At 37.1% G+C, this 21,118-nt stretch carries 24 protein-coding genes and 1 tRNA gene; 18 read left to right on the forward strand and 7 right to left on the reverse strand.

All coding sequences use genetic code 11. The features are described 5' to 3' along the window. The first annotated feature begins 39 nt into the window (after positions 1–39). From FHX64_RS04210 to FHX64_RS04265, 12 genes are all read left to right on the forward strand, one after another. Positions 40–495: a GatB/YqeY domain-containing protein gene (locus FHX64_RS04210; RefSeq protein WP_183412570.1), complete on the forward strand. Its 456-nt coding sequence runs from the start codon at positions 40–42 to the stop codon at positions 493–495. A 174-nt stretch (positions 496–669) separates the two neighbouring features. Then, a complete protein-coding gene (locus FHX64_RS04215; RefSeq protein WP_221202142.1) occupies positions 670–996 on the forward strand; it encodes a MarR family winged helix-turn-helix transcriptional regulator in 327 nt (108 codons plus the stop codon). A 46-nt stretch (positions 997–1,042) separates the two neighbouring features. After that, positions 1,043–1,282 carry a DUF6132 family protein gene (locus FHX64_RS04220; protein WP_183412572.1) on the forward strand — a complete coding sequence of 80 codons (240 nt, stop codon included), beginning with the start codon at positions 1,043–1,045 and terminating at the stop codon, positions 1,280–1,282. Between the two features lie 12 nt (positions 1,283–1,294). Then, positions 1,295–1,786, forward strand: coding sequence for a thioredoxin (gene trxA, locus FHX64_RS04225; protein WP_183412573.1), 492 nt, complete (start codon positions 1,295–1,297; stop codon positions 1,784–1,786). A 273-nt stretch (positions 1,787–2,059) separates the two neighbouring features. After that, a complete protein-coding gene (locus FHX64_RS04230; RefSeq protein ID WP_183412574.1) occupies positions 2,060–2,569 on the forward strand; it encodes a DUF4199 domain-containing protein in 510 nt (169 codons plus the stop codon). Between the two features lie 17 nt (positions 2,570–2,586). Next, complete coding sequence (locus FHX64_RS04235; RefSeq protein ID WP_183412575.1) at positions 2,587–3,540, forward strand: glycosyltransferase family 2 protein; 954 nt, start codon at positions 2,587–2,589, stop codon at positions 3,538–3,540. 27 nt (positions 3,541–3,567) lie between these two features. After that, positions 3,568–4,092, forward strand: a complete 525-nt coding sequence (locus FHX64_RS04240) for a DUF7935 family protein (RefSeq protein WP_183412576.1) — start codon at positions 3,568–3,570, stop codon at positions 4,090–4,092. Positions 4,093–4,133: 41 nt separating this feature from the next. After that, a complete protein-coding gene (locus FHX64_RS04245; protein WP_183412577.1) occupies positions 4,134–4,646 on the forward strand; it encodes a nitroreductase family protein in 513 nt (170 codons plus the stop codon). 9 nt (positions 4,647–4,655) lie between these two features. Beyond that, positions 4,656–5,123 carry a DUF6452 family protein gene (locus FHX64_RS04250; RefSeq protein ID WP_183412578.1) on the forward strand — a complete coding sequence of 156 codons (468 nt, stop codon included), beginning with the start codon at positions 4,656–4,658 and terminating at the stop codon, positions 5,121–5,123. Beyond that, positions 5,080–5,805: a DUF6048 family protein gene (locus tag FHX64_RS04255; protein WP_183412579.1), complete on the forward strand. Its 726-nt coding sequence runs from the start codon at positions 5,080–5,082 to the stop codon at positions 5,803–5,805. The genes FHX64_RS04250 and FHX64_RS04255 overlap by 44 nt, the downstream gene beginning before the upstream one ends. Positions 5,806–5,824: 19 nt before the next feature. Continuing rightward, positions 5,825–6,733 (forward strand): lysophospholipid acyltransferase family protein, encoded by a 909-nt coding sequence (locus tag FHX64_RS04260; RefSeq protein WP_183412580.1) that lies wholly within the window; start codon positions 5,825–5,827, stop codon positions 6,731–6,733. A gap of 15 nt (positions 6,734–6,748) precedes the next feature. Continuing rightward, positions 6,749–7,801, forward strand: a complete 1,053-nt coding sequence (locus FHX64_RS04265) for a glycosyltransferase family 2 protein (protein ID WP_183412581.1) — start codon at positions 6,749–6,751, stop codon at positions 7,799–7,801. 3 nt (positions 7,802–7,804) lie between these two features. Here the strand turns inward: FHX64_RS04265 and FHX64_RS04270 are convergent, their stop codons facing one another. From FHX64_RS04270 to FHX64_RS04290, 5 genes are all read right to left on the reverse strand, one after another. After that, the gene (locus tag FHX64_RS04270) at positions 7,805–8,764 is read right to left on the reverse strand and encodes a DNA-methyltransferase (RefSeq protein WP_183412582.1); all 960 of its coding nucleotides are present in this window, start codon (positions 8,762–8,764) and stop codon (positions 7,805–7,807) included. 6 nt (positions 8,765–8,770) lie between these two features. After that, entirely contained in the window at positions 8,771–9,709 is a 939-nt protein-coding gene (locus FHX64_RS04275; RefSeq protein ID WP_246392294.1) for a type I phosphomannose isomerase catalytic subunit, read from the reverse strand. A gap of 72 nt (positions 9,710–9,781) precedes the next feature. Further along, the gene (locus tag FHX64_RS04280) at positions 9,782–10,612 is read right to left on the reverse strand and encodes a DUF4296 domain-containing protein (RefSeq protein WP_183412584.1); all 831 of its coding nucleotides are present in this window, start codon (positions 10,610–10,612) and stop codon (positions 9,782–9,784) included. Next, entirely contained in the window at positions 10,609–11,241 is a 633-nt protein-coding gene (locus FHX64_RS04285) for a lipoprotein signal peptidase (protein WP_183412585.1), read from the reverse strand. Before FHX64_RS04285 ends, FHX64_RS04280 begins: the two co-directional genes overlap by 4 nt. A gap of 24 nt (positions 11,242–11,265) precedes the next feature. Next, positions 11,266–12,126: an enoyl-ACP reductase FabI gene (locus FHX64_RS04290; protein WP_183412586.1), complete on the reverse strand. Its 861-nt coding sequence runs from the start codon at positions 12,124–12,126 to the stop codon at positions 11,266–11,268. 149 nt (positions 12,127–12,275) lie between these two features. Between FHX64_RS04290 and guaA the strand changes: the two genes are divergently transcribed. The 3 genes from guaA to FHX64_RS04305 all read left to right on the forward strand — a co-directional run bounded on the left by guaA (position 12,276) and on the right by FHX64_RS04305 (position 14,886). Further along, positions 12,276–13,805, forward strand: coding sequence for a glutamine-hydrolyzing GMP synthase (gene guaA / locus FHX64_RS04295; protein WP_183412587.1), 1,530 nt, complete (start codon positions 12,276–12,278; stop codon positions 13,803–13,805). A gap of 106 nt (positions 13,806–13,911) precedes the next feature. Further along, positions 13,912–14,679 (forward strand): TatD family hydrolase, encoded by a 768-nt coding sequence (locus FHX64_RS04300; RefSeq protein WP_183412588.1) that lies wholly within the window; start codon positions 13,912–13,914, stop codon positions 14,677–14,679. A 119-nt stretch (positions 14,680–14,798) separates the two neighbouring features. Further along, positions 14,799–14,886, forward strand: a tRNA-Ser gene (locus FHX64_RS04305). Positions 14,887–14,982: 96 nt separating this feature from the next. On the opposite strand, the gene FHX64_RS04310 is transcribed toward FHX64_RS04305, so the two are convergent. Further along, positions 14,983–16,104, reverse strand: coding sequence for an IS4 family transposase (locus FHX64_RS04310; RefSeq protein ID WP_246392296.1), 1,122 nt, complete (start codon positions 16,102–16,104; stop codon positions 14,983–14,985). A gap of 257 nt (positions 16,105–16,361) precedes the next feature. Then, positions 16,362–17,651 carry a histidine-type phosphatase gene (locus tag FHX64_RS04315; RefSeq protein WP_183412589.1) on the reverse strand — a complete coding sequence of 430 codons (1,290 nt, stop codon included), beginning with the start codon at positions 17,649–17,651 and terminating at the stop codon, positions 16,362–16,364. 495 nt (positions 17,652–18,146) lie between these two features. Here FHX64_RS04315 and FHX64_RS04320 point away from each other — a divergent pair, with 495 nt between their 5' ends. The 3 genes from FHX64_RS04320 to FHX64_RS04330 all read left to right on the forward strand — a co-directional run bounded on the left by FHX64_RS04320 (position 18,147) and on the right by FHX64_RS04330 (position 21,096). Then, positions 18,147–18,800: a cation efflux transmembrane domain-containing protein gene (locus tag FHX64_RS04320; protein ID WP_183412590.1), complete on the forward strand. Its 654-nt coding sequence runs from the start codon at positions 18,147–18,149 to the stop codon at positions 18,798–18,800. Between the two features lie 636 nt (positions 18,801–19,436). Further along, the gene (locus FHX64_RS04325) at positions 19,437–20,030 is read left to right on the forward strand and encodes a hypothetical protein (protein WP_183412591.1); all 594 of its coding nucleotides are present in this window, start codon (positions 19,437–19,439) and stop codon (positions 20,028–20,030) included. 145 nt (positions 20,031–20,175) lie between these two features. After that, positions 20,176–21,096, forward strand: coding sequence for a tetratricopeptide repeat protein (locus tag FHX64_RS04330; protein ID WP_183412592.1), 921 nt, complete (start codon positions 20,176–20,178; stop codon positions 21,094–21,096). The last annotated feature ends 22 nt before the right edge of the window (positions 21,097–21,118 follow it).

Consider the following 21,118-nt stretch of genomic DNA (forward strand, 5'->3'; position numbering starts at 1 on the left):
ATTCATCAGCTACAATAACACAATCAAAAACAATATATTATGGGCATGTTTGAAACCATAAGCGAAGATATTAAAGCCGCTATGCTGGCTAAGGAAAAAGTACGCCTCGAAGCGTTGCGTGGGGTAAAAAAAGAATTCATTGAGGCAAAAACCGCAAAAGGATCCGATGGCGAATTGCATGACGATGTTGCCTTGAAGATTTTGCAAAAAATGGTCAAGCAACGGAAAGATAGCGCTACAATTTATATAGAACAAAATCGTCCAGAATTGGCTGAAAACGAATTAGCCGAAGCAGCAATCATTGAGACATATCTTCCTAAATCTCTCAGTGACGAAGAATTAGACGTAGCAATCCGTGCCCTAATTACTGAGATTGGAGCCAGTGGACCAAAAGACATGGGAAAAGTAATGGGTGCTGCTAACAAACAGTTAGGCGGTAAAGCTGAAGGGAAGGTAATTGCAGAAAAAGTAAAATCCATACTTAATTCACTATAAATCAAAATAATAATTGCATTGACGAAATAAAGTTGATGCAATTATTTTTATTTATAAATATTTTCCATTGGAAAATATTGAAATGAGAAAACATTGTCGTACCTTTGCAAAACATTACTGTAAAATAAATAGTTTAACAACTAATATACTCTTCGCGTGAACTGCATTTGTACTTTGAGAAATATCTATAAAGCCGTTAATCAGTGCGAAAAGGAATTTGCGAGCAAGTACGGACTTACACTTAACGAAGCCATGATATTGTGTTCTTTAGAGACCAAAAGTCTTTGTGCGTCTGAATTAGCAGAAGTAAGTGATTTACAATGTTCTCAAACATCAAAGATTTTGAAATCATTAGAAGATAAAGAATTAATACAACGAACCTTAGGCAAAACTGACAAAAGAAACATGTTTTTTGGACTCTCAGAAAAAGGAGAAGCCATGTTGAAGGCTGTGAATGCTTTTCAGCAAAACATCCCAGAATTATTAAAACCATTATTATAGAACTTCGACAGGCAATTAATCAAAACAATTATACAAAAACCGCTTTATGAAAAATTGGATTACAAAGTTTTTGAAAAATAACTATTTGAATATCATAGGTATTGTCTTAGGCGCTATTGGTGGTTTTTTTTATTGGCATTTTGTAGGATGTACTTCCGGGCACTGCCCTATTACAGGATCACCTTATTATAGCACCCTGTATGGCGCTATTCTTGGCTGGCTGCTTTTCAGCATGTTCAAGCCAAATAAGAAAAAACAAAAGCATATCGAAGAAAACAACGATTAAACAACCATCAATATGAATCATCTCAAAAAATGGGTTTTTCTAAGCTTGGCTTTACCTTTGTTGTTTTTGTCGTGCAACAATAAAAAAGAAGCAAATAACAATACTAAACAAGTAAATAAAATGGGAACAATTGAATTAACAAAAGCCGATTTTCTGGCAAAAGTAATGAATTACGAAAAAAACCCACAACAATGGGTTTTTGAAGGGAAAAGACCTTGTATTATAGATTTCTATGCCAACTGGTGCGGCCCTTGCAAAATGTTATCTCCGATTATGGAGGAATTGGCAGAATCACCTGAGTATGCTGGTAAAGTAGATTTCTATAAAGTGAATACAGAAGACGAACCAGAATTAGCGGCTGTTTTTGGCATTCAAAGTATTCCCTCAATTTTGTTTTGTCCATTAAACGATAAGCCACAAATGGCACAAGGAGCACTTCCCAAAGAAACATTAAAACAAGCTATCAATGAAATTTTGCTGCAAGAAGCTCCGGCAAAACAATGAACCAAGTATGATCAGGTATGTCCCAATCAAAAAACATGATACAAAAAAGCTTTATATCACATAAAGAACTATTTAGGACAATCTCTTGATCCAGAAGATACGTTTCATATTGCAAAAAAAAATCCCTACTTTTGTACACTAAAAAGCAGGGATTTTTTATTTTTATAACAATACTCAGTCTTCATCTTCGCGAAGTGATTAAACACAAAAGTATAAACGTAATATTCAAAATCCGAACTTTCAAAAACAAAATTATCATTAAAATAAAGCCAAATGCGAGCAGATATTATTAAACATGCCATGCAATATGGCCTTTATCTTGGCCTCATTCTAGGTGCAAAATTCTTTTTGGCCATGACCCAAAGTGCGTTTCTAAGTTTCTTTGCAATGATTATGTGGCTGGCTATTCCATTCTTCATTTATTTAATCGTAAAAAAATATCGCGATGAACAATTAGGGGGATTTATATCTTTTCATGAGGGGTGGTCACTTAGTTTTTGGATTATATTTTTCGGAGGAATGATCCTGGAAGTTATACAATTCGTTTATTTTCAATTCATCAACACAACATATTTGCCTGACATATTGCAGCAAACCACGCAAATGATGGATAAGATGAACTTGTCTATGCCACATCAGAATCTTGATATCATGGAAAAAATCATGACACATCCGAATTTATATGTGTTAACCGACTTTATCATGTATACTTTAATTAGCGGGGCAATCCTTTCGCTTATTATAGCAGCATTTGTCAAACGAAAAGCGAATCCATATCAATAATTTTCAGAGCTTTACCTATGGATATTTCCATCATCATACCACTGTTCAATGAAGAAGAATCTCTTCCAGAATTATTTTTCTGGATCACGACAGTCATGGAAAAAAATCATTATAGTTACGAAATCATTTTTATCAATGACGGAAGTACAGATCATTCCTGGAACGTAATAGAAGAACTGCATCAAAAGGCACCTAACGTCGTAAAAGGCATTAAGTTTCGTCGAAATTACGGGAAATCTCCGGCTCTTTTTTCTGGATTTGCAAAAGCTCAGGGAAATGTGGTTATCACAATGGATGCTGATTTGCAAGATAGTCCTGAAGAAATTCCCGGATTGTATGATATGATTGGTCATCAGGGATATGATTTGGTATCTGGCTGGAAGAAAAAACGACATGATGGCACTTTTAGCAAAAATCTACCATCAAAAATATACAATGCAACAGCAAGAAAAGTTACCGGACTAAAACTACACGATATGAATTGCGGCCTAAAAGCTTACCGCAATGAAGTAGTTAAAAATATCGAAGTATATGGTGAAATGCATCGGTATATTCCCTACTTAGCTAAAGTTGCTGGATTTACAAAAATCGGAGAAAAAGTAGTGACACATCAGGCTCGTCGCTTCGGAAAATCCAAGTTTGGACTCAATCGTTTTATAAATGGCTATTTGGATTTATTTTCTCTTTGGTTTCTAGCTCGTTTCGGGAAAAGACCCATGCATTTTTTTGGCTTTTGGGGTAGCGTTATGTTTTTACTGGGATTTATTGCTGTACTTGTCGTAGGAATTATGAAATGGCATGCTTTAATCACTCACACAAGAGCTCCATTAGTAACTTCGACTCCTTATTTTTATTTGTCACTCACGATGATGATTGTTGGGACACAATTGTTTTTATCAGGATTTGTTGGCGAATTAATTTCAAGAAATTCGGTTGAAAGAAACAGATATAATATCGAAAAGGAAATATAAAATCATAACGCTAATTACTTATCCATAATGGAAATTGCATTAAACATATTACAATATACGCTTCCAGCCTTATTTGTATTGATTGCAATTTATTTCACTCAAAAGCAGCTCTTAAAAGGTGAAGCAGAACGACGTCGCACAGAGTTATTACGTGTTTATTCGTCATCGTTAACCCCAGTACGCTTACAAGCTTACGAACGATTAACGCTCTTTCTGGAGCGTATAGTTCCCGACCAATTAGTCACCAGAATCCCTTGTAACCAACTAAATGCAAATCAACTACATACCAGCTTATTAGAAACTATTCGAAAGGAAAACGAACATAATCTTTCTCAACAACTTTATGTAGGCAATGATGTTTGGATTATGGTTCAACATGCCAAAGAAAGCATGGTACAACTTGTGAATACATGTGCAGCTCAACTTACACCGCAAGATAGCGGAATACAATTAGCGAGTTTGATTCTTGATACATATCATGCAGTTGACGAAACACCAGTTCAGATAGCTATCGATTTATTAAAAAAAGAGATGAACGAACGCTTTGGATAATACAAAGTAAAAATTAAACGCAAACTATTAACAAGAACAATATGAACTTTTTAGAATTAGCCTCCAAGCGTACCTCGGTACGAAAATTTCAACAAAAGCTTGTTGAACAGGAAAAATTGGATTATATATTGCAAGCTATGCAGATAGCTCCAACAGCCGTCAATTTTCAACCACTGAAATTTATTGTCTTACAAGGTAAAAAACTCCAAGAAATTCAGCCTTGCTATCCACGCAATTGGTTTGAAACAGCTCCATTGTGCATCGTAGCTTGTGGAGATCATAACCGCTCATGGAAACGATCAAGTGACGAAAAAGATTATTGTGACATAGATGTAGCGATTGCAACAACGCACTTAATGCTAGCTGCCACGGAACAAGGGCTGGGAACATGTTGGATTAGTAACTTCGACGCCAAACAATGTAAAATCATTTTGTCATTGCCTAAAAATATAGAGCCACTGGCACTCATTCCAATCGGATATTCTGATGAAAAAGAAGAAGATTTAGATGAAAAAGTGCGTAAACCATTAAGTGAATTGGTTGAATATCGCTAGCCAACTACCATGAAATCTAAATTACTTTTGGTTTTTACCGGAATAATTCTTTCCTTGTTGCTAATCAATTGTTCCAATGCCGGAGGTTGCCATCAAAATCTTTATGTGGTAATGACAGCAAATTTGGATACTATACAAAATGATACCGTTAAAACAATGACATTGGATAGTGTTTGGGTTGCAGGCGTTAGAAATGACTCCGTATTGTACGATAACACAGCATCAGTATCGCAGCTAAGCTTACCTTTGCAGGAAAACAAAAACATTACCCAGTTTGTTATTCGTAGTAATAGCGTATACGACACCCTGACCTGCTATCATACCAACATTCAACAATATATTTCTCTTGAATGTGGATGTGAAATAAATTTTCAGTTGGATTCAGTGAAAACAACTACACATCGAATAAAATCGGTTCAAATCGTTCAGAAAAATGTTACCAGTCAAGCCACAGAAAATATTCAAATCTTCTATTAGCCTATTGATAGCTTTCTTTCTGATTCAACCATGTTTTGGCCAAAAAGAGCAATCCAAACAAGATAAAACAGAGAAGAAATCAGAAGTAAAGCAGCCTTTTTTTCGAGCTTGGAGTGTTCAACTGGATCTTGCTTCTCCCATTTCCGGTAAATTTTTCACACCAGATATTTTTTCGTCCGAAGCATCGCTAAATGTAAATATACGTAACACCTGGTTTCCTGTGTGGGAATTTGGCTATGCTAATATAAACCATACTGACGGAGATGGTGCCCAATTTACGACCAAAGCAATATTTAACCGAATTGGGTTTAATATAAGTATCCTCAATAATAAAAATATCATCAAACCTGTAAAATCAATTTTTTATGCCGGGTTACGTCTAGGACATTCTTCTTTTAATTATAACATTAACAACATAACAATCACAGATAATTACTGGAAAACGACACAGGCGATATCAAGCGATAATAACAACGCTTCAGCTACCTGGGGAGAATTCGTTGCAGGAGTACAGGTAAACGTAATCAAAAATATCACTTTAGGATGGACAGCCCGGCTCAAAACAGGGTTATCGATAACAAAAAAGACATTCTCACCCTGGTATGTTCCTGGCTTTGGTATTGTAAATGGTTCAGGATGGGGATTTACTTATAGTATAGGATATATAATTCCTTCAAAATAAGCGTATTGAAACTTGTGAAATGAAAAAAACAGTGCATATTATAGGGTTTTCGTTGTTCTACGTTATCGTTTGGATTTTATCCTGGGCTCCATTATCTTTGTTATACTTTATTTCAGATTTTGTCCTATATCCATTAGTACATTATATAGTTCGATATCGGGTCAGAGTAGTACAAACAAACTTACAAAACTCGTTTCCAGACAAAAACAAACAAGAATTACAAAAACTTCAAAAACAGTTTTATCATCATTTTTGTGACTACGGGGTAGAATTAATCAAGCTTATGCATATATCACAAAAAGAATTGGATAAACGCATGACATTGCCCAATATTGAACTCTTTTATGAGCAGCTGAATCAGGGGCGTAATGTCATTCTTGTGATGGGACACTATGCCAACTGGGATTGGCTCAATGTTTTACAACGAAAGTTACATGCAGGAACAACAATGGCAGTTGTATATCAACCTTTAAGTAATATTCACTTTGACCAATTCTTTCTGGGCATCCGCGATCGGTTCAACATATATAATATAAAAAAAAACAACACATTACGCGAGATTATCCGATTAAAACAACAAAATAATCCATTCATTGTAGCAATGGTCTCCGATCAATCGCCATCACGCAATAAACTCGATTATTGGACAACTTTTTTACATCAGGACACAGCAGTCATTACCGGCATGTCGCATATAGCCAAACAAATGCATTTTTCAATTTATTATATTGACATGCAGCAGGTAAAACGTGGCTATTACACCAGTACACTGTCAATACTGGCAGAAGATGCATCTGTATGGACGGAAGAAGCACTGAGTGAGCAATTTATTCGTAATGTAGAAAAAACTATTATGGCTAATCCATCCTTATACCTATGGACACACAAACGGTGGAAACATAAGCGAAATCAAGAGAAAACTGCATAATCAAAACGACTATCAATGAAAGTAAGCATTGTCATCCTAAATTATAATGGGCAAAAATTGTTAGAACAATTTTTGCCTTCTGTGCTTACAAATTCATTATATAACAATGATTACGAAGTTATTATAGCAGACAATGGATCAACAGATAATTCCATTGAATTTTTAAAACATAGCTATCCTGCAATTCGTCTTATTTTGCTGGATAAAAATTATGGATTTGCAGGTGGATACAATCATGCCTTGACACAAATTGATGCCGAATATTTCATCTTACTCAATTCTGATGTACAGGTTACAGAAAACTGGATATTGCCATTGATAAACTACATGGACGAACATCCTAATGTAGCAGCCTGCCAGCCTAAAATTCTTTCATATGCAGAACCATCCCGATTTGAACATGCAGGTGCCTGTGGAGGATATATCGATAAATATGGATATCCATTTTGTAGAGGACGGATGTTTACAACATTGGAAGAAGATCTTGGTCAATATGATACCATTGCCGACGTTTTCTGGGCAAGCGGTGCTTGTCTGGTAATTCGTTCAGTCTTATTTGCTCAAATGGGTGGTTTTGACGATACCTTTTTTGCACACATGGAAGAAATTGACCTTTGCTGGCGGTTAAAAAACAGAGGATATCAAATCGTATGTATCCCTCAAAGTGCTATTTATCACGTTGGTGGAGGAAGTCTGGATGCAAAAAATGTGAGAAAAACATATCTGAATTTTCGAAATAACTGGTTGATGCTATATAAAAATCTGACTGATGAGGAGCTTCTCCCTATTTATTTCTTCCGCTTCTTTTTTGATTATGTCGCAGCGTTACAAATGGTGCTTACATTTCAGCGTGGTCATGCCTATCATGTTTGGAAAGCAAGGCATGATTTCAAATCAATGCGCAATTTATACGCCAACCAAAGAATTGAAAATCAAAAAAATAAAATTATTACCAAACCGTCAGGAATTCTTAATCGAAGTTTAGTATTGGCATATCATTTATACCGCAAAAAGCATTTTAGTCAATTGAAAGAGCTAATCTCGTTCAACCAACATGATAAGTTGTAGCAACTATTTTCGTTTCTTAGAATGGGATGATAGCGTATTACGCTCCCAAAACACGCCATCCTCGTAACCCTGTATGGAAGTTTCATAATCAGCTATTTGCAAGCGCTTTTGTGCCACACAACAATAGGTTTCATCCATTTCAACGCCACAAAAATGACGATTCAATTTTTTTGCTACCACAGCTGTCGTTCCCGAACCAAGAAAAGGATCGAACACTACATCTCCTTCTTGTGAACTAGCCAAAATTAACTTTGCTATCAGTTTTTCAGGCTTTTGAGTAGGATGCTCTGTATTCTCACGCATTGACCAATAAGGAATCGTAATATCATCCCAGAAATTAGATGGATGTGTAATCCGAAAATTACCATCATCCGTTTCAATCCAGTCTTTGGGTTTACCATCCTTTCGATAGGGAGCAATCACTTTACGTTTCATTTTAACCACATCAACATTAAAGTAATAATGTTTTGGATCTTTCACCCCAAACCAGATATCTTCCATTCCGTTTTTCCAGTTATTTGCAGCTCCCCGACCCTTTTCTCTTTGCCAGGTAATGCGATTCAGTAATGTAACATACTCACCCATTACCATCTGGATAGCAGAACTTGATTGCCAGTCACCACAGACATAAATTGAGCCATTCGGCTTTAGACAAGCAACTAATGAAGAAAACCAGCGTTGAAGATAGGACACATAATCAGCAAACGAAGTTTTCGCAAAAACCTGGTCGCCAAACTTTCTCGTAAGATTATACGGGGGATCAACAATAATCAGATCAGCAAAGGCCTGTGGTAATTTTGGCAAAACAGCTATAGTATCACCGCATATAATCCTATTGTCAATTTGGTTCAAAGCAACAACAGGAATAGATTCAGAAAAGTCGATTAACAGCTCTTTTAATAGCGACCTCTCTTCTTCTGTCACAAGAAGCGTTCTATTACGTGGAGCAAGGGTAACAGGCATTTGAGATTACTGTATATAAATTTCTAATAATTCTGCCTGAGGCATAGGATGCAATGTAACCTCTGATAACAAAGCCGGCAGTAAAACAGTTTCACCTTTCATAACAGTTGTCTTGCCACCGGAATATTCAATTACAAAAGAACCTTCGATACAGAGATAAATCACGAAAGAATCCAATAAATAATAATCCCGTGATAATGCATGAGTCAATTTCACCAGATTAGTCGTAAAATAATTGCATGAAGCAAGCTCGCAAGGTACATCTGGTGTAACAGCCGGATGTTGTTTAGCATCAGAAATATATTGAAAATCAATTGCATCTAATGCCAATTCAGTATGCAATTCCCGTTGATGCCCTTGATCGTCCTTTCGATTATAATCAAAAAGACGATAAGTAATATCTGACGTTTGCTGAATCTCAGCAATAAAGCATCCTTTCCCAATAGCATGGACGCGACCCGCAGGAATAAAAAAGACATCCCCCTTTGCTACCGGGAAATGTTCCATAATGCTATCCAGTGTCCCATTTTGTAAATGGTTCAGATATATAGCTTTATCCATATTCGGCATAAAACCGGAAATTAGTTCTGCATCAGGCTTACCATCAAGTACATACCACATCTCCGTTTTACCAAAAGAATTATGACGTTCCTGAGCTAAAGCATCATCTGGATGCACCTGAATGGAAAGATCATCATTCGCATCGATAAACTTAATAAGCAAAGGAAATTGAGTACCAAATTGATCAAACACTTTCTTACCTACCATTTCATCCATATAGACTTCAATGACTTCAGATAAACTATTATCAGCTAAGAACCCTTCTGAGATCACCGATTCATTTCCTTCAACTCCAGATAATTCCCAGCTTTCTCCGATACATTCGTTGCCTGCAACAGGTTTCCCTAATTCTCTAAGCCGCTGTCCACCCCAAATTCGAGACATAAGAATGGGTTTAAATTTTAACGGATAAAGTGATGTACTCATGTTTTGAATTTAAGTCTAATTAGTTATGTATCAAAATGGCCAATACCATGGTTTGTGTTTGACAATTTTTTTAGGTATTATTTTAGGTGTAGGATATGAGATATGGACGAATCGGATGCTATCCACGTCAGCATGTTGTTTGCCTTTGGCTAAAGTACAATCCAAAATTGCCCCTTCCACATATTTTACTTTTTGTGTAGATGACAAAGGAAAGATGAGTGAATATTTCCGCCATTTCCCGTCATTTTTAATATAAGACACCAAACTATCGGTTTTATCTGGGAAATAATGAACTTTAATCCACATGCGTTGCTTCGTTGCCTTGTCAGCAGAAGAAACATTCAACAAGAAAGTCATTAATAATTTATCACCTAAATTCAATTGGCTTCCTTCTATTCGAAAAGGAATTTTATTCCGGGACTGGTTCTTGAGTAGAGGCACTTTAGAAGGTTTGATATGAAAATCGCGGGGCATAGACCACAAATTTATTGTATCAATCTTGGTACGCACAACCTCTTTATCTTTAAATTTTTCAGCATTTAAATCCTTTTGCAGCACCTGGAATTTCGTAATCACAAGTGTATAAACATGTTCATATTTCACTGTATGTTGTGAATACCATACTGCTGACGAATCAAATTCCGCTGGTGAAACATGATATTTCTGAAGCACATATTCAAAATTCTTTTTTTTAAGGCTGTCATTGTGAGGCATATAACCTCTTGTCATCATGCAATTACTGGCTAATGTAACATCATAAATGATGTTTGCCATTTTTTGCTCTGACAATATACCTCTCGGTTGCTCGCTGCAACTTAGCAACAACGCAGCCAACCCTAAAAAAAACATTAATCGCTTCATTCTTTCATTTTAGTCTCATTATTACTTGTCTCCGTTGTGTCTGACAAATATCGACGATAAAAGAGCAGAATAATAAAAACGCCAACTGTGACAGCACTATCAGCCAGATTAAAAATAGGACGGAAAAAGATAAAATCTTCCCCACCCCAGAATGGCACCCACGAAGGAAGCTGTCCATGAATTAACGGGAAATATAACATATCCACTACCCTTCCATAAAACAAAGGTGCATATCCGCCTCCTATTGGCAATAACTGGGCAATGCCAGCTGCACTATCAGAAAAAAGCACTCCATAAAACATACTATCAAGCAAATTCCCTATTGCACCTGCTAAAATGAGTGAGATCGCAATTACATAACCTGCAGGATAATTACGTTTAATGATTTTAACAATATAATAGATCAAAAATACGCTCGCAGCAATACGGAAAAGGCTCAAAAATAATTTACCAAAAAGTTCCATGCCAAAAGCCATCCCGTTATTTTCTATAAAATAGATGTGAAACCAGCTAAAAATAGGATGATCATACCCCAGAGGATAATGTAACTTGATGAAAAATTTCAAACTTTGATCAGCCACCAGAACGAAAAAAACGGTCAAAATGGACTTTTTTGCTAAAGATGACATGAAAAATTGAGTTAAATGGATTGTTTATCCGTAAATAATATGTCCGTTTTCGTCTTTGAACTCGTTTTCAAAGCTCTTATTATATTGATTCATGGCTTTTAAGCTCATCCCCATAGAAGCAAAACCACCATCATGATACAAGTTTTGCATGGTTACCTTACGGGTCAAATCTGAGAACATGACGATACAATAATTTGCACATTCATCAGCCGTAGCATTTCCAAGAGGAGCCATTCGATCTGCAAAATCCATCAGGCCATCAAAACCTTTGATGCCGCTACCAGCAGTTGTAAGAGTTGGTGACTGCGAGATTGTATTCACGCGCACATTCTTTTCACGACCATAAATGTAACCAAAACTACGCGCTATTGATTCCAACATAGCTTTGGCATCTGCCATATCGTTATATCCAAACAAAGTGCGTTGAGCTGCAACATAAGAAAGAGCAACAATAGACCCCCATTCGTTGATTGCATCCATCTTTTTTGCAACCTGCATCATCTTGTGAAAAGAGATAGCTGAAATATCAAGGGTACTTTGCAACAGATTATAGTCCAAATCATCATAAGCACGTTTTTTACGTACATTAGGCGACATGCCGATCGAATGTAATACAAAATCGATTTTTCCACCTAAAATATCCTGCGACTGGGCAAATACCATTTCCAAATCTTCAACTTTGGTTGCATCAGCAGGAATGATCTCTGCATTCAAGTTCTTTCCTAATTCAGCTACAGTTCCCATCCGAACAGCTAAAGCTGTGTTAGACAAAGTGATTATCGCCCCTTCTTCAACTGCACGCTCTGCAACTTTCCATGCAATTGACATGTCATTTAAAGCTCCAAAAATAATTCCGCGCTTACCGGATAATAAGTTATTTCCCATACTTTCAAAATTAAAATAAATCTAATAGTTCGACAAAACACTAAATACGAATCAACAAGGACTAACCTCATTGCATCTAAAAGGACAGCCAAACTCGCTGCAAAGTTAGCAAAAAAACGTATCTTTGCAGCAAAATCCTTCATAGCAGCATGACTGACAAAATTCTTATTCTTGATTTCGGGTCTCAATATACCCAATTAATTGGTCGGCGCATTCGTGAAATGAATGTGTATTGTGAAATCCACCCTTACAATCATTTCCCGGCGATTGACCAAACGGTAAAAGGTGTAATCCTCTCCGGAAGTCCATATTCCGTCCATCAACCGGATGCATTAATCCCGGATTTAGAAAAAATAGAAGGCCATGTACCGGTACTTGGTATTTGTTACGGAGCGCAATATTTATGCTACAGCCAAAAAGGGAAAGTGGAGGCTTCAGAAACCCGCGAGTATGGACGTGCCATGTTAAATGTTGGATTCTCCCAATCCCCTTTATTTGAAGGAATCAGTGAACGAACACAGGTCTGGATGTCGCACGGGGATACAATAACCTTGCTTCCAGATCATTTTGAGTGTATTGCGTCAACAGACACCGTAAAAAATGCGGCTTTCAAGATAAAAAATGAACCAACATACGGTATCCAGTTTCATCCTGAAGTTTACCATACAACCGAGGGCTCTCAGCTTCTAAAAAACTTTGTCGTCAATATTTGCCAGTGCCAACAAAATTGGACACCAGAATCATTCATTACAACAACCATTAATGAGCTAAAAGCAAAACTTGGAAATGATAAAGTTGTATTGGGCCTTTCCGGAGGTGTAGATTCTACCGTAGCAGGCGTTTTAATGCATCATGCCATCGGTAGTAACTTAACCTGCATTTTTGTCAATAATGGGTTGCTTCGCAAAAATGAATTTGAGAATGTATTGGAACAATATAAGCACATGCAACTCAATGTTATTGGAGTGGATGCTTCCGATCGTTTTCTGAATGATCTGAAGGGTATTTCCGACCCTGAAAAGAAGCGGAAGATCATTGGACGGGATTTCATTGAAGTCTTCAATGCAGAAGCAAAGAAATTGACGGATGTGCAATGGTTAGGACAGGGTACCATTTATCCTGACGTTATTGAATCAGTATCAGTCAACGGCCCTTCTGCCACCATTAAATCGCATCATAATGTGGGTGGACTTCCCAAAGAAATGCATCTGAAAGTGGTAGAACCATTGCGGTTGCTCTTCAAGGACGAAGTTCGTCGTGTAGGGTCGGCATTAGGCATTTCGCAAAAACTATTGGGACGTCATCCTTTCCCTGGCCCTGGATTGGGCGTTCGCATTCTGGGAGAAGTGACCTCCGAACGGGTTCGAATTTTGCAGGATGCTGATGCTATTTTTATTGATTCCTTGATCGAAAGCGGTTTATATGATTCCATCTGGCAAGCTGGAACCATTCTATTGCCTGTCAAATCAGTCGGAGTCATGGGAGACGAACGGACGTATGAAAATACTGTTGCATTGCGTGCAGTTCATTCCACCGATGGAATGACAGCAGATTGGGTACATCTTCCGTATGATTTTCTGGCGAAAGTATCCAACGATATTATAAATAAAGTGCGAGGCGTCAACCGAGTTGTGTATGACATCAGCTCCAAGCCGCCTGCAACAATTGAATGGGAATAAACCACAACTTACTTATATACATGCCAATGAATTAATTTGTCAATAACCCAAAGACTATTTAGCTCATTGGCATTTTTGCATTACAAATTATTGACAAGCCGAACACATGCTTATTGATACCCATTCTCACATATACCTTCCCGAGTTTGATGATGACAGGTTGGATGTTATAGCCCGCGCCAAAGCGACTGATATCCGGCATATTATTCTTCCCAATGTCGACAAAGAAACACTGGAGCCCATGTGGAATCTCGAAGTAATGGATCAGGCTTATTTTCATGCAGCTATCGGATTGCATCCCACCAGTGTCAATGCTAATTACCGCGCCGAACTTAAATGGGTCAAAAGTGAACTCGATCGCCGGTATTATTGTGCAATCGGAGAAGTGGGCATTGATCTCTATTGGGATAAAACTTTTCGGGATGAACAAATTATGGCATTCGAACAACAACTTCAATGGGCAATCGATTACCAACTGCCGGTCATTATTCATCAACGCAATGCTTTTGAAGAAGCAATCTCATCAGTTGAAAAATATCATCACACAGGATTATCCGGTATTTTCCATAGTTTTGGCGGAAGCGAAGAAGAAGCCAACCGTATACTGGCATTAGACAATTTCTTTCTGGGCATCAATGGTGTGGTTACATTCAAAAATTCTCATCTGGCTGATACATTAACGCAAGTGCCGCTGAATCGGCTGGTACTTGAGACAGATGCCCCGTACCTTACGCCAGTTCCCTATCGCGGGAAACGAAATGAAAGTAGCTATCTTACATTCATTGCCAAAACAATAAGCGAAATATACCATACCACGACAGAGGAAGTTGAAGAAATTACGTCCCGTAATGCTTTAAGTCTATTCAGTTTATAAACAGGAGATCCCTCAACGCAAGAATTCACCCAAGTCAAAATATTCGTGCCATTTGAGTTTTTCTGAAAATCATATTTGTAATCAACCAATTTTTCTTAACTTTGCACGCCTAATTCAAGGGAGAGATGCTCGAGTGGTTGAAGAGGCACGCCTGGAAAGCGTGTAAACTCCTAAAGGGTTTCACGAGTTCGAATCTCGTTCTCTCCGCAAATTGAATATCAGAAAATAACAAAAGTCTGTAAAATCAATGATTTTCAGGCTTTTTTTTAGCATCATTATTGTCCCATTAAAATTGGGGCGAAATTAAAAATCAAATAAACTTGGCTCATTAAGCCTAAAACGATCTTTGTCATTTTGAAATTTAGTTCTCTCGAAGAGGTCCCGAAGATGAGTTTTATCGGTTAAAGATATACTCAGGATCTGCAAGACCTCATAGGTACTTCTATCAAGTTGTATGTCTTTTTGGACAATTGCCACCAGACAGTAAGTACATATAGCCACGTAGATTTGAATCCGAACTGCGTTCTCAGTTGTACCCCAGAATTTCTTTATTTTCAGATGTTGTTTCAACCATTTGAAGAACAGCTCGACTTGCCAGCGGTTCTTGTAAAGTTCGGCAACTTGAAGTGCCGAAATATGCACTGCATTGGTTAAGAAGACAAACTCACGTTCTTGTTCTTGATCCCAATATCTGACCAAACGAAGAGTTCTTGGATAGTATTGACTTGGATAAAATCCGGTCAATTCAATCATCACATCTGAAAGCACATTTTCAGGTAACCTGCGTTTCCATTTGAGGGATTTGTATTGCAGGTTCTTCTTGGCTCTAACAACAAAGAAAGCTTCTATCTGATGAATCTTATACAGCATTTTGAAGCTGTTGTAGGCTCTGTCAAATATATAATAAGATCCTGGTTCATAAGGAATTTCTTTCATCGCTTTAGAGTCGTGTACCGACGCCTCGGTAATATGAAAGAAAGCCGGAACCTGTGTTTCTACATCATACAATGTATGCACTTTGATTCCGCCTTTTTTCTTGCGAAACTTCGCCCACCAGAATACGGAAAGGCACAAGTCAATCGTTGTTGAATCGAAAGCGTAGACATTACCACCAAGTTGGAAGATATCAGAAACTCGTTTCTCTCTGGCTTGTATTATCAGGTAGTAAGCATACTCTTCAAAAATGTGATAATCTCTGTCTTGATTGGCTCTTGCCAGAGATGATTTTGAAACATTTTTGCTAAAACCCAAATGATAAGATTTGGAGTGATGAGCATCAAGTGCGACAATCAAATCTCTCAGACTTTCTCGGTTGGACAGTTGTCCGAACATCAGAGCAAGTAATTGATTCCAGCACGTGAAATGCTTCACGTATTTGTCGCCATCGAACTTGTGAACAATGTAGTTGAACTTATTCCGATCCAAGAAAGAGGCTAACTAAGCGAAAACGTATTTTTCCTTATGCATTTGCAAATCTGTTTAAGTATTGCAAAAGTGCAAATTGAAATCCGTTTAATCGAAAAACCCCAGTAACTAACTAAATTTCAAATATTTCAAAGAGCTTCCTTAGACTTTAATGGGACAGCAATGTCCGGAAATAGTAAAATAAAAATCCCGTCCTGAATAGATATCTACTGTCAGGACGGGATGGTTTTTTTAGTTAGCGTGGTAATGATATGGAATTACATTTTACTATTTCTGAAATTTGCAAGCTTGTGTCGGTAATAAGCCTCCACATCTTTCCAATGATAATAAGGTGCGAGATCTGATTTCACAGGCAAACTCATTTCATGCTCGTTGAGCAACGCTTTGACCAGAACATCCTTACTTCCCTGTTTACGAAAGAAAACCAACTGGATATTACTACCCATTGCAACGACTTTATAGGTACGCCACTCATTGGCCAATTGATCGGGATTGCTGATTTCCTTCGCACAATTACCAAGTTCCATCAATGACTCCAAAGGAACAATACAAACATCATGACCAAACCGTAAGGTTGCACCGTTCCCTTTTTTTAAGATGCAGGTATCTGCAGTATTAAGAATATTGTTCAGTAAATTGGCTTCCACATAAGGCATTTTTCCTTCAGTTAACGGCGAAGGACCGAAATCAATATACCACCTGAAATTGTCAACCTGCCATAAATCGTAACATTCCTGTTTCGTAAATATGTGGTATAAATCCATGTTAGTTTGGTATTTGTGACTCTGCATATTCGCAGCAAGATTGAACAACTCTTTCATTAGGATATCGGGATTGACATTTTCTTTTACATAATTTTCATCCGTAAAAAGAGTTTTCATCAGACGTTCAGGATGTGTGTGTTCATTTCTAAACTTCAGGTATGCGGCCTTGACTTCCGGCAATTCACGCAGCTTGTCCAATGTTTTATCATCATAATTCATATAATACATGTCGTGCATGCTGGCATCATTCTTTATGTTTATTTCCGGATTCATCCCTTTCAGTTGCAGGCATTCATCCATCATGGAGAGAATGCAACGTATCACAACCGTGGAACGGGCATCTACATAGGCATGCCCACTGAACACTTGTGGAAAATTATTAAACATCCTCCTGGCTATACCTTCATGCTGTATAGCACCCAGGGGAGTTAATTCTCCAAGACGTCCACGGGACATTCGCGCCATGCTATCTACCACAGCCATTACTTCTTTACCAAGCGGAGTAAGTTTTCCAGCCTGATCAGCCTTCTGCAATATTGCCAACGGTTTGGTATAATCTCCTTCATCAATCAGGAAACGTGAACCATGACGGGCATAGGTACTGATATAAAAAGGTTTGTATCCAGCCGGAGGAGGAGTTTGTTTTGCATTTTCCGGTCCGGGATAAGCATAATAATTACCACCGGAACGTTGCACATTCGCATAAATTTCTTCTTTTGCCGTTTGGGCATTCAGTCCAAAAATGCACGAGAATAATAAACCAAATAATAAGATCTTTTTCATATTCAAATAAACTGATGGTTATCTTTTGATTACTGGGATTCGGATAGAAACACATGAATCCATGGCAAATGTACAAAGAGTCAATGGAAATAATCCGTTACACTATCAGCTATTTTCTTGCGTGACTACAATCTTATTATTTTTGTAACAATGTAGCGTGCTCCATATTTTCTTGCTTTCTGCTGGACGATCTTTGATTTAATAAATGTAAGAAGCAAACCAAACAGGAGAAATTATCTTTTAACCGTATCATTACGGTAGAAAGCAGTTTTTCATCCCGTAATTGTTAAGTTGCATCTCATTTTACCATGTATCCTCAATTATAATGATTATTATGTATCAAAATCACTGTTTTTAAGTATTGTACCCCAAAAAGCTTCTTGTTACCTTTGAAAGCTGAAACAACGCAGTGATGCGTTACCAACAGATTCCTGTCTTTAGACTGTTTGTCTTTACATTTTAGACTCTTAGTTTTTTTACTCAATATTCAATCTAATGATTACATCAGAACAAAAGTTATATACCAGGGCTTATCAGCTAAGCTTGTTTACTATTGTTTATAATATTTTCGAAGGAGTTGTTTCCATGTTTTTTGGGTACCATGACGGTACACTGGCACTGTTTGGTTTCGGCATAGATAGTTTTATTGAAGTAATGTCGGGCATCGGTATTGCTGTGATGATCGTCCGCATCCGACGCAATGCAGGAAATGTCAAAAGCAAATTCGAGACAACAGCCTTGAGGATTACAGGTGTGTCATTCTATTTACTTTCAGCCGGATTACTGGCAGGCATCATATCGGATCTTGTTACCCGGCATAAGCCTCAGACAACGATTTGGGGAATAATCATTTCCTCTGTTTCCATCCTGACAATGATATGGCTTACCTATGCAAAAAAGAGCATCGGGAAAAAACTACATTCCGAACCTATTATTGCTGATGCCAATTGCACAAGGATTTGTGTTTATATGTCAGTAGTACTGCTTGCTTCCAGTTTAATTTATGCGCTTACCCGTTTTGCTTATGCTGATCTGTTGGGAGTGGCAGGTCTTATCTATTTTTCTGTTTCTGAAGGAAAAGAAGCATTTGAAAAAATAGAAGGCAAAGAGTGCTCCTGCGGGAAATGCCGGAATGAACATCCAGCCTAAAACAGGATAACGCTGTTTCTCTGTTCTTTGCTTATCTGATTCAATTTGTGCAGATAAAATGCACTGGCTGATATACAATAAACAAACAGTATAAGATTTTGGGAAAGGCATCCAACTGCAGTAACCTTATGTCGAAAAATAAGGCAACACAAAATGATGCGAAACAAAGGAATATCAATACTTTCAGAGATAAACTGCTTTTTTTCTTCAAGTGAAAAACAATAGGAACAATCTCCATTCTCATAACAGATTGCCTTTAGACTTTGGACCTGTTGCTGGCTCTTGGTCCTTGGTTCACGGCTCATTTCATGTAATAAGGGAATAAGGTTTGCCTGATTTTAATATGACCGATTGCTACTAAGGTTCAGTTCCTTCTAAAATAAGGCTTTAATCTAACTTAACCGGGTTAATTGAAACGTGCGAAAGCTGAATGACCTTATTTTATCTTCCACTCATCCGGTGAATTCAAACTCTCCAAATAAATTCCTTATTTTGTTGTCTGTCTATTTGCCAAAGCAATATTTTGAAAAATAAAAAATATATTTGCACAATAAAGCAGAAAAGCCATTTATGTATACATATAAGGCTAGTTAACCGGTATGATAAAAAAAAATACTTTACCTAATAGCTATTTTGATGATTGCTTCGTGCAAAAAAGATGACATAGAATCAATTTCAAGTCCGGGATTTTTTGGAGAATATTTAACCAATAATTCTCAAATCATTGTTTCTCCAATAAGCGAGCCCAATGTTTCTCCATCTACAACTAATTTTGGAATATATAGGGGCTATTATTTCATTCCATCCAAAGACATAAAAATAACTGCTATAGGAGCCAAAATACCCGAAAAAGGAACTTATAAAATTATTGTAACAAGTGGAGTATTAAATGATTTTGTAGACAGTAACTACATGCTTCTTGACAGCATTACGATAAATAACCCAAGCGAGTTTCAATACAAAAATATAAGCCAAGCCTTAATTTTATCAGCAAGCACCAAATACCTGATTGCCTATTTTAATAGCAATAACCTTTCCGTATATCAGGCCCAATTCCCGCATTATATTAGTATTCCATTAACTATCAAAGGTATTAAAATAGAATCTCTTTTTTATTGTTCTGGAACCTTCTATAATGGCATGTACTGCCTGGAGGGTGGAAATATTCTCCAGGGTAGTGTCAATTGTATATATGGATTAGTTGATTTCAAATATGACGTGATCCAATAAACCAATGCAACAAATAGTATAAAACATTGGAGTTCTTAGGTTATGCAAGGTTGTGGTTCACATTAGGCAAAGTCTTTTTTGATAGATATTTGCTCTGAATTCTCCAACAAGAGTAAACCATTGACTATAAATCAAGATAGATAACATGAAGAAACTGTTAATATTTACATTCCTGCTATGCTCCGTTACAGCATATGCTCAAATTGACACATCCGGATTTTACATGGCTAAGGTATTGTATGAAAAAAAGGATTTACATGGCGCAGAAACAATATTAAAACGCATTGAGAAGTCTGCGCCGGATTATGCCCCTTGTTTGTATTACCTTGGATTAGTATTTCAAGATGAAAATAATTTTAATGACGCCGAAAAATATTATTTATTAGCAGGCGAAAAAGGCAAGAATTATGGAGAGCCTTATTCGGATTTATCTGCATTAATGTTTGAGGAACACAAATACAATGATGCAGTTCAATATGCCAAAGTTTCAATTGACAGGGACTCAACCAATGAAAAGGCATACATCAATTTAGCCTCTGCTTTATATCAGATTAAAAAATATGACGAATCCAGGGAAGACTTCATCAAAGCTGCAGAAATTAATCCTTTTGAAGTGCTAAATCTTGGCGTTGTCCAGCTAAAGCAATATAACAATCCAAATGGTGCTATTTATTACTTTACCATTGTATATAAGTTATATCCAACATTCCCCTCTGTTATATTGAATCTTGGGAACACCTATAGAATGATTGGAAACACAACGATTGCCACCCAAATTTTTGAAAATGGTTATCATGCAATAAATCCAACGGATAAAATGTTTGAATTGATTTATGTCAACTACTTCAGACTCCTTTTAGACAACAAGCAATATAGGCAAATCATCAAGACTGCATTCAATAAGGTACCTGGTAATCACGCGTATGCTTACTTTTATTCTGCCTTATCCAATTATGCACTTGGAAACAAAGCTATATTTATCCGGCAAGCTAATCGATACTTCAAATTATCCGGGAAAAAAACGCCAACTGACATGGAGAATTGGGCAAAAGCAGAAATAAAATAAAAGATACGGTTACTGCTTTATT

Origin of the sequence: Microbacter margulisiae (assembly GCF_014192515.1) — a bacterium.
In the GTDB taxonomy this organism is placed as follows: domain Bacteria; phylum Bacteroidota; class Bacteroidia; order Bacteroidales; family Paludibacteraceae; genus Microbacter; species Microbacter margulisiae.

Excerpts from the sequence above, each read along its gene's own strand:
- FHX64_RS04250 (WP_183412578.1), top strand. The coding sequence starts at position 4,656 with ATGAAATCTAAATTACTTTTGGTTTTTACCGGAATAATTCTTTCCTTG.
- FHX64_RS04275 (WP_246392294.1), bottom strand. The coding sequence starts at position 9,709 with ATGTCTCGAATTTGGGGTGGACAGCGGCTTAGAGAATTAGGGAAACCT.
- FHX64_RS04320 (WP_183412590.1), top strand. The coding sequence starts at position 18,147 with ATGATTACATCAGAACAAAAGTTATATACCAGGGCTTATCAGCTAAGC.
- FHX64_RS04270 (WP_183412582.1), bottom strand. The coding sequence starts at position 8,764 with ATGCCTGTTACCCTTGCTCCACGTAATAGAACGCTTCTTGTGACAGAA.
- FHX64_RS04260 (WP_183412580.1), top strand. The coding sequence starts at position 5,825 with ATGAAAAAAACAGTGCATATTATAGGGTTTTCGTTGTTCTACGTTATC.
- guaA (WP_183412587.1), top strand. The coding sequence starts at position 12,276 with ATGACTGACAAAATTCTTATTCTTGATTTCGGGTCTCAATATACCCAA.
- FHX64_RS04255 (WP_183412579.1), top strand. The coding sequence starts at position 5,080 with ATGTTACCAGTCAAGCCACAGAAAATATTCAAATCTTCTATTAGCCTA.
- FHX64_RS04290 (WP_183412586.1), bottom strand. The coding sequence starts at position 12,126 with ATGGGAAATAACTTATTATCCGGTAAGCGCGGAATTATTTTTGGAGCT.
- FHX64_RS04330 (WP_183412592.1), top strand. The coding sequence starts at position 20,176 with ATGAAGAAACTGTTAATATTTACATTCCTGCTATGCTCCGTTACAGCA.
- FHX64_RS04300 (WP_183412588.1), top strand. The coding sequence starts at position 13,912 with ATGCTTATTGATACCCATTCTCACATATACCTTCCCGAGTTTGATGAT.
- FHX64_RS04280 (WP_183412584.1), bottom strand. The coding sequence starts at position 10,612 with ATGAAGCGATTAATGTTTTTTTTAGGGTTGGCTGCGTTGTTGCTAAGT.
- FHX64_RS04285 (WP_183412585.1), bottom strand. The coding sequence starts at position 11,241 with ATGTCATCTTTAGCAAAAAAGTCCATTTTGACCGTTTTTTTCGTTCTG.
- trxA (WP_183412573.1), top strand. The coding sequence starts at position 1,295 with ATGAATCATCTCAAAAAATGGGTTTTTCTAAGCTTGGCTTTACCTTTG.
- FHX64_RS04245 (WP_183412577.1), top strand. The coding sequence starts at position 4,134 with ATGAACTTTTTAGAATTAGCCTCCAAGCGTACCTCGGTACGAAAATTT.
- FHX64_RS04210 (WP_183412570.1), top strand. The coding sequence starts at position 40 with ATGGGCATGTTTGAAACCATAAGCGAAGATATTAAAGCCGCTATGCTG.
- FHX64_RS04235 (WP_183412575.1), top strand. The coding sequence starts at position 2,587 with ATGGATATTTCCATCATCATACCACTGTTCAATGAAGAAGAATCTCTT.
- FHX64_RS04220 (WP_183412572.1), top strand. The coding sequence starts at position 1,043 with ATGAAAAATTGGATTACAAAGTTTTTGAAAAATAACTATTTGAATATC.
- FHX64_RS04315 (WP_183412589.1), bottom strand. The coding sequence starts at position 17,651 with ATGAAAAAGATCTTATTATTTGGTTTATTATTCTCGTGCATTTTTGGA.
- FHX64_RS04240 (WP_183412576.1), top strand. The coding sequence starts at position 3,568 with ATGGAAATTGCATTAAACATATTACAATATACGCTTCCAGCCTTATTT.
- FHX64_RS04265 (WP_183412581.1), top strand. The coding sequence starts at position 6,749 with ATGAAAGTAAGCATTGTCATCCTAAATTATAATGGGCAAAAATTGTTA.
- FHX64_RS04325 (WP_183412591.1), top strand. The coding sequence starts at position 19,437 with ATGATTGCTTCGTGCAAAAAAGATGACATAGAATCAATTTCAAGTCCG.
- FHX64_RS04230 (WP_183412574.1), top strand. The coding sequence starts at position 2,060 with ATGCGAGCAGATATTATTAAACATGCCATGCAATATGGCCTTTATCTT.